This window comes from Bradyrhizobium sp. 160 (assembly GCF_023073735.1).
GTDB lineage: Bacteria > Pseudomonadota > Alphaproteobacteria > Rhizobiales > Xanthobacteraceae > Bradyrhizobium.
Map to the genome: position 1 here is coordinate 18,595 of NZ_JADPKD010000031.1, position 13,253 is coordinate 31,847.

The following is a 13,253-nucleotide window of genomic DNA, read 5'->3' on the forward strand; positions in this document are numbered from 1 at the left end:
GGCGCGGGCGACCTCGTGGCGAAGCGTGACGCGTCGGCTGCAAGCGTCACCGGATTGCCTATTTTGTCCTGCCGAACTGAGGCGCCCGCGCGCCGGGTTTTGGCGCCGCGCTTTCCACTGCGACATGAACCGTTCGTAGCTTCGCTCCGCCTGGGCGGCAATCGACATCTCGCGGTCGCGCAGCGCCTTGATGTTGTAGGCATAGGCTGGTCCACGCCGGTTGCCCTTCTGTTGCGGAAGTCCGGCTTGAAGTTGCATCGCGCGGGTCTTGTTGGCGACCTGTGCTGGGCGGGCCCACAGGTAATCTTCGCCCCTCGTCAATAAATGCCAGCAGAGCACAGCTCCGAGCCACGGCGACCGCGGCGAAGTGGCTGAGGGCGCTGGAGGAGGAGAACGCGAAGCTGAAGAAGCTTCTGGCCGAGCAGATGCTGGATGCGGCCGCCCTTCGCGAGCTCCTTTCAAAAAAATGGTAGGGCCCGCCGCCAAGCGCGCAGCGGTCGCGCATCTGCAGGCCGTGATGAGCCTGTCGGAACGGCGGGCCTGTTCGATTGTGGACGCGGATCGGAAGATGATCCGCTATCGCTCCAGCCGTCCTCCGGACGCGGTTCTCCGCGGGCGGCTGCGTGACCTCGCCAACGAGCGGCGACGTTTTGGCTACCGCCGGCTGTTCGTCCTGCTGCGGCGGGAGGGCGAGCCGTCGGGTATCAATCGGATCTACCGGCTTTATCGCGAGGAAGGGCTCCCGTCCGCAAGCGGCGGGCTCGCCGCAAGGCCGTGGGGACCCGTGCCCCGATCCTGGTGGAGACCAAGCCCAATGCACGCTGGTCTCTGGACTTTGTTCACGACCAGTTCGCCAATGGCCGACGCTTCCGCATCCTTAACATCGTCGACGACGTCACCAAGGAATGCCTGGGCGCCATTCCAGAGACGTCGATCTCGGGGCGGCGCGTGGCCCGCGAACTGACGGCAATCATCGAGCGACGCGGCAAGCCAGGAATGATCGTGTCCGACCATGGCACCGAGTTCACCTGCAACGCCCATGCTCGCTTGGTGCAAGGACGCAGCCATCGATTGGCACTTCATCGCACCGGGAAAGCCGATGCAGAACGGCTTCGTCGAGAGTTTCAACGGCCGGATGCGCGATGAGCTACTCAACGAAACCCTATTCTTCGATCTCGACGACGCCCGCGCCAAGATCGCTGCCTGGGTCGACGACTACAATCTCCAGCGCCCCCACTCGTCGCTGAAATACCTGACCCCCGCGGCCTATGCCGCCCACCTCACCGCAACGGACGATCGGCTGCGCAACCCCGACCAGCTCCGCCGATCGCCCGTTGCTCCACCCGCGCCACTTGGCGTACAAACCCCCGAGACTCCAACTGCCGCTGGATGAAAGTTCAGTGGCAGGTCACTATCCATAACGCGCGGATTTTTGTGAGTAGAATCAACACATGATTCCCGCTCCTCGCCGAGGCACTCCATCCTAGGTAAACTTACAACGCAGGTGCATCACCGTTCAATTTCCGATAAATTTGGGCGGCCGACTTGCGGTGAACGCCCGGGCGCCTTCAGACGCATCTTGCGTGCTCATAAGAAACCGATTGAACATCTGCTCTATTCGGAGCCCCGTTGCCAAATCGACATCCCTGCTGCGAAGGGCAAGTTCCTTTGACGCCTGCAGAGCGAGCGGCGCGTTGCGAGCAATCCGATGTGCGTACTCCAGCGCTGCAGGCATCAACTCGTCGGGTGCAACTACCTTGTTGATGATTCCCCAACGGCTCGCTGTCTCCGCATCAACATCATCGCCGGTCAGGAGTAGTTCCATCGCGAGTGGATACGGCAAGTTCATCAGCGTCCGTTGCGTGCCGCCATTGCCTGCGATGATTCCTCTTTTAATCTCCGGCACCCATCATCGCGGCCGTGAACGGGTGGTGCTTGGGAGGTGGAATGACACTCCTGGCCGATTGATCGCGACCACAGATCACAACATGCGCACCGTCTTGCGCCAAACGCTTCGCGATTGCAGAACTCAGGCCCTTGCTGCCAGCCGTGACTAGAACCTTTCGGCGGCTATCGCAATTCATCTGCCCCCTCTAGTTGAAAGACGAATCGCGCTGGCTTGCACCACTCGTTCGGCAACGCGCCAGCCAGCTGTTAGGCTGACTGACTTGTATAGCAGCATCCCGATGCATGTCCGTCAATCTGTCGGGCGCTGAGCGTTCCACGTTGCGCTGCGAGGAAGAACTGACAGTTTTGGCGGTGCATTCAGTTGTTGTTCAACGCTGTACCGGCGAATCTGACGAGCAAACCGCAATTCCCCTTCCGAGTTCTTCGAGAAACTCTCAAGCAACTAGCGAGCGTTCCACGAGCTTGATCCAGAACGATGTTCCATACAAAATGGCGTCGTCGTTGAAATCATACGCGGGGTGATGGAGGCCTGCGCTATCGCCGTTGCCACAACAGATGTATGCACCTGGACGTTCCTGCAGCATGTAGCCGAAATCTTCCCCGCCTAGTGAGGGCCGGCATTCGAGCACGTTGTCCTCGCCGACCACCTCTTTTGCAACCATCATCGCAAGATCTGTCTGTGCGGCATGATTGAACATGGCTGGATAGCCGGGGCGGTAAGTCACGTTGATCGTCGCACCGGTCACTTGAGCGATTCCGGCTGCGATGTCATGCACCCGCTTCTTGACGAGCTGATTAGCCTGCGTCGTCAGCGTGCGGATCGTGCCGCGGAGTTCCGCAGTCTGAGGAACAACACTACCCGAGCTTCCGGACAGGAAAACGCATACCGAAACCCCGGCTGGCTCCAAGGGATCAATGTTGCTGGCCACGATCTGCTGCAGAGCAGTGGTGAGCTGTGCGCCGACCAAAACCGAGTTGATGCATTTATGCGGCGTCGATGCATGGCCTCCATGGCCCTCGATTTTGATTACCATCCCTTCTGTCGACGCTGACATCGGGCCTTGGCGGATAGCGAAGCGACCTACCGGAAGTCCAGGCGAGTTATGCATGGCAAAAACCTGCTCGATACCGAAGCGATCCATCAGACCGTCGCTGATCATTGCGGCCGCACCTGCGCCCGCCTCTTCCGCGGGTTGAAAGATCATAACGGCGGTTCCGGCAAAGTTCCGCGTTTCGGCAAGATAGCGCGCTGCGCCTAACAGCATCGCGGTGTGCCCGTCATGGCCACAGGCATGCATAACGCCTTTTGTTGTGGAAGTGTAAGGCCTATCGACCGCTTCGTCGATCGGAAGCGCATCCATGTCGGCACGCAAACCGATTACTCTGATGTCGGCATCGCTTGGAGCTTTTCTGCCTTTGATAACGCCAACAACGCCGGTCTTGCCCAGACCAGTCGCGACCTCATCGCAGCCAAATTCGCGCAATCGCTCGGCCACGAATGCCGAAGTACGGTGCTCATCGTAACCAAGTTCGGGATTGGCGTGGAGGTCGCGCCGCCAGGTTACGATGTCAGAGTGCAGAGCGGCGACACTATTAAGAATAGCCATTGGAATTCCTTTCGTACGATCGGCAGGGGCCCGCACTTCTTGTGCGGTCTTGGTGTGAATCATTTTCGTAGCCGCGGGTCCATCGCGTCCCTCAGGCCGTCACCGACATAGTTGACGCTGAGGACGGTCAGAGAGATCACAATGCCTGGCCAAAGAACGAGCCATGGAAAGTCCTGCATGTATTCGATTCCGTCGTAGAGTACTCGCCCCCAGGTCGGAAGATCCGGTGGAAAGCCGAGACCCAGGAACGATAACGTACTTTCCGTCAGGATGGCCGTGGCGATTCCAAGGGTGGCCGAGACGACAATCGGCGACAAGATGTTAGGCAGAACATGGCGCAATATAATCCGTCGAGGCGGTGTGCCGATGCTGCGCGACGCGAGCACGAATTCGCGGTCTTTGATGGCCAGCACTTCGCCGCGCACGATGCGAGCTGTATTCATCCAGCTGGTCACACCGATAGCCGAAACGATCAGGATGAAGATACCCATGTCGAGACCAAAGACGCTGGCCAGCGGATCGCGGAACAGCATCACCATGACCAGTAGTAGTGGCAGCACCGGCAATGCCAGAAACAGATCGGTGAGGCGCATCAGCGGACCGTCGAGCCTTCTGAAGAAGCCGGCAAGGACGCCGACAAATGTGCCGAGAAAGATTGAGATAACCTTCGATGTCAGCGCTACGGCGATCGAAATTCGCCCGCCAGTCATCATCCGAGCGAGAAGATCCCGGCCGAGCTGGTCGGTGCCGAGCGGATGAGCCCAGCTTGGTCCCTGATTGATCATCGTAAAGTCGATGTACTCGGGGCTGATATGCCAAACGAAGGGACCAAGGACGACAGAGACAATAATCACAATGAAGACGGCAGCTCCGGTCACCGCGCCCCTATGGCTCTTGAACTGGTCCCAAAGATCCCACCAACCATGACGTGACGGGACGTCGGCAATTCCAAGATCGGAACCGCTCGCGTGATCGACTGTCTGTGTTTCCGCGACAATCGCATTGGTAACTGCACCCGTTTGGGCGTGGCTTCGCAATTCAGTCATAGCGAATCCTCGGATCGAGCGCTCCATAGAGCAGATCGGCGATCAAGTTGAACGTGACGATCAGCACAGCAAAGATAAAAAACAACGTCTGCACCATGGGCAGGTCGTTGGCGTAGATGGCGCTGATCAGGAGCTGGCCAATTCCGTTGACCTTGAAGATCTGCTCGGTAACGATAGCCCCCGCAAAGATTCCCGGTATCCCGAGCGCGATGAGAGTGACAACCGGAATCATCGAGTTGCGCAAGACGTGGACGAACAGCACGACCGCTTCGCTCATCCCCTTGGCGCGCGCTGTACGAACGTAGTCTTGGCCGAGGTTGTCGAGCATGGACGAGCGCACGTAGCGGCTGGTATAGGCAGTGGTCTGCACCGCCAGCACCATAGCCGGCATAGCCATCTGGCGGAGCTGCTCGAGAAAGCTGCTCCAGCTGTTGACGACCAGGTTGGTGTTGTAGATCGATGGGAACCAGTTAAGGTTGACGGCGAAGATCAGGATCACCAGAACGCCAGTGAAAAAGGACGGCATGGCGAGGCCTAACATCGATAGGAAAGTGCCAACTTGGTCGAACACGGAATGGCGCTTGTAGGCGGATACGATCCCGAACAGCAGCGCCACCAGCACGCCAACGACATAGGCAAGGCCGACCACCGACAGAGTCTGGGGAAGTCGCTGGGCGATGATGTCGAAGGCGGGGCTGCGCGTCTGCCACGAGATAACCCGCTGCATGCCGTCTGCGAAATGCGTTCCAAACAGGAGGTCCAAGCCATGCAGTGGCTCGACCAATAGAAACTGCTTCAACCACAAGAGATACTGCACGATCAGCGGCTGATCAGCACCAAGCGCCGCTAAAATCTTCGCGCGATCTTCGGGCGGAATCGTTATTGGTATGTCTGCCAACGGATCACCGGGCGCCGCTTTAAGCAGCGCGAAGACGATGAGGCTGATTAGAAGTACGGTTGGTACGGCGGTAAGCAGCCGCCGAAGGGCATAGTTGAGCATGTCTCGCGCCTAATGACTCCCGGCCGTGTTACCCGCGGCCGGGATGTTGGGTCGTCAGAAGCCGCGTGCATTTGAGCACGCGAGTAGTCTCACTTCTTGCGATACCAGTCCTGGATGTTTGCAAACGGGGAATCCCAGGGAAAGATAACTCCACCCAAAGTATTGGAGACTGCCATTGGGGCGGCACGCCAGACCAGTGGCAGGTACGTGTTGCTGTCCACGGTCAGCATGTTGTTCAGCTTTTTGAAGATCTGGGCGCGTCTTTCAAGGTCGGTCGTCTTGCCAAGTTCGACGACCAAGGAGTCGTAGTCTTTGTCGCAATAGCGAGCGTAATTCGTGTTCCGCCACTGGTTGTCTGCGCGCGGCGCCTTATCGCAGGTGTTGCCTGCCACAAACGTGCCGGGTTCGATACCCGAGATGAAGGTGAACATCTCGACGTCCGCGTAAAACTTCTGATACGTATCCGGATTACCGGGATCGCTGCTGAAGAACACCGAGGCGTTGATGTTCCTCAATTCTACATCGACGCCAATCTCACGCCACCATTGCTTGATGATCGCCTGTAGCTGCTGACGAACGGCATTGGTAGAGGTCTGAAAGGTTAGCTTCAGTCTCTTGCCCTTCCTCTCTCGGATCCCATCGGAACCCGAATTCCAGCCCGCTTCGTCAAGAAGCTTCTGGGCACCCTTGATGTCCTGCTTCAGGCAGTTCGTGTTGCCAGCGGCGAAGAGCTCCGGGGCCGATATAATGTCGCAGGTCGGCTTGCCCATGAAGTCGTAGCCGATCTTGGTGAGGGTCGCGCGGTCCAGCGCCATCGACAGCGCCTTGCGCACACGAACGTCGCTCAGAAAGGGATTCGGATGCTTGGCGCTCGATCGCTCCTCCGGCGGGAGGCTTGACGAAGGATCCGTTAGGTTTAGCACCAGAGTTTCGACCGTCGTGCCGAAGAACAGAGACAGTTTACCCTTGCCCGCTTCCTCCATTTTCTTCAGGACGTCCGGAGCGACGACCGGGTTCCAGGCAATGTCGTATTCGCCGGTCTGCAGGACTGCACGCGCCGCTCCCAGCGCGTCGCCACCCCCTTTGTAATTGACCTCGGCGAAGGCCGGCTTGTTCGGATCGCGGTAGTTCGGATTGGCCTTCAGCTGGATAGCGTCGTTCGGCTTGAAGGAGGTAACGACGAACGGTCCAGTACCGATCGGGTTGAAGTTCGCGTCCGTGCAGGTCGACGCCTTCTCACCCAGGCAATCGGAGAACTGCTTGGCCTGTATGACCGGAGACCTCTCGCCGACGAACGGACCGTAGGGATCCGGCATCATCTCGCTAAAGGTGACCTTTATGGTGAGTTCATCTGCTGCCTCGACGCTATCTACCGCCCGGAAACGGTTTAGCGATTGGCAGCCGGCCTTCGGGTTCATGCAGTAGTTGGCAGTGAAGACCACGTCCTTGGCGGTAACCGGCGAGCCGTCGGACCATTTCAAGCCGGGCCTCAGCTTCCAGGTGATCGATTTGGAGCCGTTCGACACGCCGCCGTTTTCGACGGTCGGAATATCCACTGCAAGCCGCGGGGAAAGTTTGGCGTTCTCGTCGAACAAGGCTAACGGTTCGAGCACCAGCGAAGCGGCGTCTGCGTCCTTGTCCCCGCTCGCCAGATAAGGATTGAGCATCGAGGGCGCTTGCCAATAGATAATATTAACGGTGCCTTGTGTGCCGCGTCCGGGCGCCGCCACTGCGACCGTCGCTACTAATGTTGCCGCGGCTCCCAGAGCCAAGAATGAGTTCAATTTCGACATTTGTATCCCCCTTTGTTCAACGACTGATCAGCCGGGCTACACGTCCAGGCGCTATAATCGTCCGCTTAACCCATCCCTCTTGGAAGAACGGGCCCATGGCGCAACCATCCTATTTCGAGGTTAGCGGTGCCAATCTCTTCATTCGGCGCGATGGCAGGCAACCCATCGGTCGCCCGCCAGCTTTCGCCAGGTTGGTTCTTCTGCGGCACACCGATCGAAGGCGGCCGGGCAGCGAGTGCGAAAGCGGCAGCCGGAAGGCGGATTTGCTGGATTCGGCACGTCTCCTTTCAGGATGATCCGCTGGCGCGCACGTTCGATTTTCGGTTCAGGCACTGGGATCGCGGAGAGCAACGCCTTCGTGTAAGGATGTAACGGGTCTCGAAAGATGAGACTGCACGAAGCGAGTTCAACGACCTTTCCGAGATACATCACCGCGACCTCGTCACATAGATGGCGAACCATCGAAAGGTCGTGACTGATAAAGAGGTAGGTCAGCGAGAATCGATTCTGCAGATCATGCAGCAAATTGACGACCTGCGCCTGAATGGAGACATCGAGGGCGGCGATCGGCTCATCGCAGACGATGAAGTGAGGATTTAGCGCGAGCGCTCGGGCAATGCCGACACGCTGGCGCTGGCCACCTGAGAATTCGTGTGGGTAACGGTTGGCGAACCTCGGATTGAGCCCGACAGATTCCAGCAGCTCGCCGATCCGCCTCTCCTTGTCATTACCTTGCTGCGCGCCGTGCTCGTTCAGTGGTTCCGCGATGATCGATCCGACGGTCATGCGGGGATTGAGGCAGGCCTGCGGATCCTGAAAGATCATCTGCATCCGCGGACGGATGCGACGCAGCTTGTTGCCTTGCAGGTGCGTGATGTCGTGGCCGTCGAAGATGATGCGACCACGCATCGGATCGCAAAGGCGCAGGATGGTGCGTCCGGCCGTCGACTTGCCGCAGCCGCTCTCGCCAACCAGGCCGAGCGTCCGGCCTCGCCTGACTTTTAGATTTATCCCGTCCAGCGCTCTGATGGCGCCAACTTGGCGGCCGAAGACGCCCGCATAGATCGGGAAGTGCAGTGCAAGGTCAGTGACACTCAGCAGGATGTCATCCTGGCCGGCCTGTTCTTCGCTGACGAGGACGCGTGGCTCAGACATCATCGCGCGGCCGCTGCCTGGTTACGTCCCACCAGCATGCCGCTTCGTGGCCTTCGCTCACAGGGATGAGCGGCGGTCTTTCGCTGCGACACCGATCAAAAACGTGCGGGCATCGGGGCGCGAAGGGGCAACTCGTGGGAAAGGCGGTAAGATGAGGCGGCTGCCCACCGACGCTCTTCAGTCGGTCACGTGCAGTGTCGGCGCGGGGCAAGGTTTCCAGAAGTGCGCGTGTATAAGGATGACGGGGAGTTGCATAGAGATCGTCAACAGCGGCGGATTCGACAATGAGCCCGGCATACATGACGATCACTCGATCGGCGATACCGGCCACCACACCAAGATCATGCGTGATCCAGATGATGCTCATCCCAAGTTCTTGGCGCAGCTTTTTGACCAGCTCAAGGATCTGCGCCTGGATCGTCACGTCGAGCGCAGTCGTCGGCTCGTCCGCGATGAGGACCTTTGGCTCGCAGGCGAGTGCAATAGCAATCATTACCCGTTGACGCATGCCGCCGGAAAATTGGTGAGGGTAGTCGTTTATTCTGTCCTGTGGAGATGGGATACCAACAAGGGTTAGAAGCTCAATCGCGCGCTTGCGCGCCTCGCCCCGGCGGAGCCCAAGATGCTTGCACAATGGCTCCATCAGCTGGTAGCCGACCGAGAAGACCGGATTGAGAGACGTCATAGGATCCTGAAAGACAAAGCCGACCTCCCTGCCGCGCACCTTTTGCATTTCGCGTGGGTCAAGCTCCAGCAGATCCCACCCCGCGAGGCGGACCAGCCCTGAGACTATTATGGCAGGCGGCATCGGCACGAGCTTCATCAGCGACATCATCGTGACGCTTTTGCCGGAGCCGCTCTCGCCAACCACGCCCAGAAGCTCGCCGCGGTTGACATGGAAGCTCACGCCGTTGACTGCGTACACGCAGGCTTTGCGAGACCCAAAGGTCATTTGAAGGTCAGAGACCTCCAACACAGGCCTCGAGGCCTCACCTTGAATCGACTCGCGCCCACCCCGATCCAAGGTGGTTGCGCAGCTTACCGGTGCAGCCGGCCGCTTCCGTTGGTGCAGGGCGGATACTCCTTCCATTACAGGTCCGTTTATGTGCGGCGTTCGCGCGGGTTACCGAGTAGAACCGCGATCACTTGTGATCCGCGACAATGTTCAACAAAATTCCGCCGAGGCGGCAGAACCATCGAAACTTCGAAGAGGACCCGCGAACGAAGAACATTCTCATGGACGTCCAGGTCGCGGCCGGCTTGCGCCACCGATACCCCGCGTTCCATGTCCAGCTTGATCGCCTCGACCTTGAACTCGCGCCTGAACTTCCGTCTTTTCATTGCCCACCTCCGGCTTCATGAAACACCTAATCTCGGTGTCCATCAAACCGGCAGCAGCTCAGTTCTCAGCCTCGCCAAAAGGCGCATTATTCATCTCCTTAGCGCTCCCCAGCCGTTTTCTTTCGCAAGGCTGATGATTTTACATTTTAACCTGCAGAGAATGGTATCGCGTTCCAGCAGCCGAATTACTCTAATGCGCGGCTTGAACCCGTCGAAATTCTGCGTCCAAGGCAACAATTCGAGAATTTTCGGATGGTACCGCTCGCGGGCTGCATGGCCATAATTGAGAGAGATATCGCACCATGCACGCAGCACATTGCCCCTAGTCTATGCCTTGCGGGTTTGTTGTAGAGAGCGTGTGCTGCGAGAAGGATAGGCCCCGAGGCTAAGCTCCGGCCGATCGTCCATCCGCCGTAACGCCGCCTTGGGTGGACATTATATCTTCGCGAGCGTGTCGCCCCGAGACATCGCTGATCGGTCGGACGCTGGCTTGTTCGGCATCGCCTTGCCGGTGAACTAGGCGTGCCAACGCCACCCAGGCCCATCGCCGCTCTGATCGCAATCAATGGGCGTGCGCAGGCGACTTATGGAGCCGATGATATCATCAAACGGGTCGAGCGCATGCTCAACGAAATCTTTGAGCGCGAAATCGCCGGTCGTCGCGGCGGACGGCGAAGTCGTCGTGTGTGAAGAATTCGGAAGCGATTGATTTGGCACTGTGATTTGAGTTGAGCAAGTATTCGATTTTGCAAGAAAGCTGGGGGCGGATCTTGGTTTTCTTGCGATTTGGAATTCCGGATTTCGGAGCTTCGTGATTCCTTTGGCGGCAGATTCGCTGTCGGAGGAAGACCCGTGAGCCAGCCGCGCGACGATCGTCAGGACGACCTGTTTGGTCCATCACTGGAGAAGATCATCAATCTTCGCCATCCGCTGGTGCGGTTGGCAGCGGAGATGAATTGGGACTTTCTGGCGGGACGCTTTGGTTCGGTCTGTTGCGTCGGGCCAGGGCAGCCGCCGCTGCCGACGCGATTGCTGGCCGGCCTGCTCATCCTCAAGCACATGCACAACCTCTCCGATGAGGCGCTGTGCGAACGGTGGGTGGAGAACCCGTATTTTCAGTATTTCTGCGGGGAAGTGGTGTTTCAGCACAAACTGCCATTCGATCGCTCATCGCGCACGCGCTGGCGCCAGCGGCTGGGGGAGGAGCAGATTACAGCGCTTTTGCAGGAGAGAGCCTTTCGGTGGGACACCGGAGCGGGGCCATCGAGAGCAAGGATCTCGAGCGCGTGGTGGTGGATACCACCGTCCAGGAGAAGGCGATTGCGCATCCGACCGATGCGCGGCTTACCCACCGGGCGATAGAGAAGCTGGTTGCGCTGGCCAAGCGCGAGGGCATCGAATTGCGCCAGAGCTATCTGCGCGTAGCCAAGCGTGCCGCCATCATGGTGGGGCGCTATACGCATGCCCATCAGTTCAAGCGAGCCCGGCGGGAGCTCAAATTCCTGCGCACCCGGCTCGCCGCATCATGCGGGACATTCGTCGCAAGATCGGGGGTGATCCCGCGCTCGAGGATCGCTTTGGCCGGCTGCTCGATCTCGCAGTGCGGGTTCGGCATCAAGAGCAGCGTCAGCGCGGACCGAAGGTCTATTCGCTGCACGCCCCCGAGGTGGAATGTATCGGTAAAGGTAAGGCGCGGGCCCCCTACGAATTTGGCTGCAAGGTGTCGATTACCACGCCGGCCACCGCGCCCAAGGAGGGCCAGTTCGTGCTGCATGCCAAAGCCCTTCACGGCAATCCGTATGACGGCCACACGCTCGGTCCCGTCATCGCCGATCTCGAAAAGCTCACAGGTGTCGCAGCACGCCGCATCCATGGTGACAAGGGTTATCGCGGCCACAACTATCCAGATCGGTTCAAGGTCTGGATCAGCGGCCAGGTCCGCCGGGTCACCAAAGCCATCCGTCGTGAGATGCGCCGTCGCGCCGCCGTCGAGCCCTTGATCGGCCATCTCAAGGACGATCACCGGATGCGGCGCAACTATCTCAAAGGCCGAAATGGTGACCGGATCAATGCCATCCTCGCAGCCGCCGGCTTCAACTTCAGCCTACTTTTGCGTGCAAGACGCTTTTGCGCGCATTGTTATTGATCCTCAGTCGCGACTTTCCCATCGCCGGCCCTACATAGTCCGGCCCGCAAAACAAAACTTCACGAACGACTGTTTCAGGGACTGCATGATGAGTCCGCAGTCCCTGAACTCGGTTTGCTTTTGGAGCCCCTCAGGTCCCCGCGACTTTCCATCGGTTAGTCTAGTAACCCAAATCCAGGCTAACTTCCCGCGTGAGCGGCTTTTCCGTCGCAAACTCTAGCAGGTTCTGAGTACCCCACTTAATATTTCGCTGCAGAACGTCATCGGCGTTCGCAGCTTGATCATCGGAGCCAATCACATTTGGAAGCTTATGAACAGCCAAGCGTGAGCCCGAACCGGCTGGAAAGGCCCGCCCAAATCCATAGGTCCACCAGACATCCGCTGCGTAGCCGCGCAACCGACCGGACGTAAGCGCCTCATAAAGCGGCTTCTCTTGGATCACACTTCCACGCGAAATGTTGACCAGAAAGGCAGATGGCTTCATCGCTGCAATTTCGGCTTTGCCAATCAACTGATTGGTTTCAACCGTATTGGGGGTCGCGACGACGACATAGTCACATTTCGCAAGCACGGACTGCAACTCGTCGACTCCGTGAACTGAATCTACGCAGTCCACCGGCCTTCCCTTGTCGCGGCGGACACCGACAACATGCATGTCGAAGCCCTTCGCATGCTTAGCGATGCGGGCGCCGATTTGTCCAAGGCCGATGATCCCGATGGTTCGACCATGCAACATAGCCGATCGAGTCTCGTCCTCATATACGGGGTGCGGTTTCTGTCGGTGTTGCAATGCCTGGTGCTTGACTATCGTCTGCTTCGCCAGCGAAAGCACGAACATCATCGCTTGCTCTGCTACCGCGACGGCGTTGGCACCACGGATATTCGCAAGTTTCACGCCGCGTTCTTTGAAGAGAGAGAGAACCCCCATTTGGCGGAGGTCATCAACCCCCGAATGCATCCAGGAAAACACCTTGAGTTTTTTGGCGATCTCCAAAGCGCCTTCCGGGACGCTCAAGGCGATAATCGCGTCAGCGTCGGGGGCAAGGTGCTTTACATCTGAGTATGCACAATCAAAGCGAGAGAGATAGTCGCCTTTCGGAGCCACAACTTCCGTACCAGCCGGCATCGCTCCTTTGATGTAACTGATTTCGTCATCGGTCGCGTACCACAAACAGAGCACCTTCATCGTGCCAATTCCCCCTATCAGGTTTCCTAAGGCCTTGAAGCCCCTTCATTGATCGTACGGTACGGGGCCGA

At 58.6% G+C, this 13,253-nt stretch carries 9 protein-coding genes and 3 pseudogenes; 2 read left to right on the forward strand and 10 right to left on the reverse strand.

Annotated features, from left to right (window positions below):
* Nucleotides 1-362: 362 nt before the first annotated feature.
* A pseudogene (locus IVA98_RS13305) lies at nucleotides 363-1,393 on the forward strand (IS3 family transposase); the annotation flags it as partial.
* A gap of 123 nt (nucleotides 1,394-1,516) precedes the next feature.
* On the opposite strand, the gene IVA98_RS13310 reads toward IVA98_RS13305, so the two are convergent.
* The 9 genes and pseudogenes from IVA98_RS13310 to IVA98_RS13345 form a co-directional block, all read right to left on the reverse strand.
* On the reverse strand, nucleotides 1,517-1,906 hold the full coding sequence (locus IVA98_RS13310) for an enoyl-CoA hydratase/isomerase family protein (protein ID WP_247355054.1): 390 nt from the start codon (nucleotides 1,904-1,906) through the stop codon (nucleotides 1,517-1,519).
* Nucleotides 1,893-2,084 carry an SDR family NAD(P)-dependent oxidoreductase gene (locus IVA98_RS36965; RefSeq protein WP_256468167.1) on the reverse strand — a complete coding sequence of 64 codons (192 nt, stop codon included), beginning with the start codon at nucleotides 2,082-2,084 and terminating at the stop codon, nucleotides 1,893-1,895. The genes IVA98_RS13310 and IVA98_RS36965 overlap by 14 nt, the downstream gene beginning before the upstream one ends.
* A 258-nt stretch (nucleotides 2,085-2,342) precedes the next feature.
* Nucleotides 2,343-3,515 (reverse strand): M20 aminoacylase family protein, encoded by a 1,173-nt coding sequence (locus IVA98_RS13315; RefSeq protein ID WP_247355083.1) that lies wholly within the window; start codon nucleotides 3,513-3,515, stop codon nucleotides 2,343-2,345.
* Nucleotides 3,516-3,574: 59 nt separating this feature from the next.
* Complete coding sequence (locus tag IVA98_RS13320) at nucleotides 3,575-4,561, reverse strand: ABC transporter permease (RefSeq protein WP_247355055.1); 987 nt, start codon at nucleotides 4,559-4,561, stop codon at nucleotides 3,575-3,577.
* Complete coding sequence (locus IVA98_RS13325; RefSeq protein WP_247355056.1) at nucleotides 4,554-5,561, reverse strand: ABC transporter permease; 1,008 nt, start codon at nucleotides 5,559-5,561, stop codon at nucleotides 4,554-4,556. The genes IVA98_RS13320 and IVA98_RS13325 overlap by 8 nt, the downstream gene beginning before the upstream one ends.
* Nucleotides 5,562-5,650: 89 nt before the next feature.
* Nucleotides 5,651-7,354: a peptide ABC transporter substrate-binding protein gene (locus tag IVA98_RS13330; protein ID WP_247355057.1), complete on the reverse strand. Its 1,704-nt coding sequence runs from the start codon at nucleotides 7,352-7,354 to the stop codon at nucleotides 5,651-5,653.
* A gap of 138 nt (nucleotides 7,355-7,492) precedes the next feature.
* Nucleotides 7,493-8,512, reverse strand: a complete 1,020-nt coding sequence (locus IVA98_RS13335) for an ABC transporter ATP-binding protein (RefSeq protein WP_276577989.1) — start codon at nucleotides 8,510-8,512, stop codon at nucleotides 7,493-7,495.
* Nucleotides 8,502-9,461, reverse strand: coding sequence for an ABC transporter ATP-binding protein (locus IVA98_RS13340; RefSeq protein WP_247355085.1), 960 nt, complete (start codon nucleotides 9,459-9,461; stop codon nucleotides 8,502-8,504). Before IVA98_RS13340 ends, IVA98_RS13335 begins: the two co-directional genes overlap by 11 nt.
* Before the next feature lie 260 nt (nucleotides 9,462-9,721).
* Nucleotides 9,722-9,850: pseudogene (locus IVA98_RS13345) on the reverse strand (transposase); the annotation flags it as partial.
* An 852-nt stretch (nucleotides 9,851-10,702) separates the two neighbouring features.
* Here IVA98_RS13345 and IVA98_RS13350 point away from each other — a divergent pair.
* Nucleotides 10,703-11,966: pseudogene (locus tag IVA98_RS13350) on the forward strand (IS5 family transposase); the annotation flags it as partial.
* Nucleotides 11,967-12,156: 190 nt separating this feature from the next.
* Here the strand turns inward: IVA98_RS13350 and IVA98_RS13355 are convergent.
* A complete protein-coding gene (locus tag IVA98_RS13355) occupies nucleotides 12,157-13,182 on the reverse strand; it encodes an NAD(P)-dependent oxidoreductase (RefSeq protein WP_247355058.1) in 1,026 nt (341 codons plus the stop codon).
* Nucleotides 13,183-13,253 lie beyond the last annotated feature (71 nt).